The 514-nt window shown below is 60.1% G+C and carries 1 pseudogene; it reads right to left on the bottom strand.

The features are described from left to right. Nucleotides 1–16: 16 nt before the first annotated feature. A pseudogene (locus ACFFWD_RS40270) lies at nt 17–514 on the bottom strand (IS5 family transposase); the annotation flags it as partial.

The following is a 514-nucleotide window of genomic DNA, read 5'->3' as shown; positions in this document are numbered from 1 at the left end:
TAGGTGGTGTGGACACTTAGCGCAGCCATAAGGCAATTGCAGCGAGGGTGACGACGGCCAGGTAATTTCGGGCGGTCTTTTCGAAGCGGGTCGCGACGCGGCGGAACTGCTTGAGTTTGCTGAAGCAGCATTCCACGAGATGACGCTGGGCGTAAAGATGCTTGTCGAGCGGGTATTTGAGCGCACGTGACGGATTGTTGGGAATGACGGCGAGTGCGCCCTTGACAGCAATGGCTTGGCGCAAGTGATCCGCGTCATAGGCTGTATCGGCCATGACGATCTCGGCAGGTAACCCCTCGATCAAACCCGCGGCTTGTGGTGCATCGCCCTTTTGACCTGCGGTAAGCGTGAACCGCACGGGACACCCCAAGCCTCGAACGGCCATGTGGATCTTGGTGCTCAGGCCGCCGCGCGAGCGGCCGATCGCCTGATCTTCAGACCCCCTTTTTTCGCCCCGGCGGCGTGCTGATGCGCCCGGACGATGGTGGAATCGACGATCAGATATTCGAAGTCC

Origin of the sequence: Bradyrhizobium erythrophlei (genome assembly GCF_042430365.1) — a bacterium.
In the GTDB taxonomy this organism is placed as follows: Bacteria; Pseudomonadota; Alphaproteobacteria; order Rhizobiales; family Xanthobacteraceae; genus Bradyrhizobium; species Bradyrhizobium erythrophlei.
The sequence above is the reverse complement of the archived record's forward strand: the minus strand, read 5'-3'. Positions and strand labels throughout refer to the sequence as shown.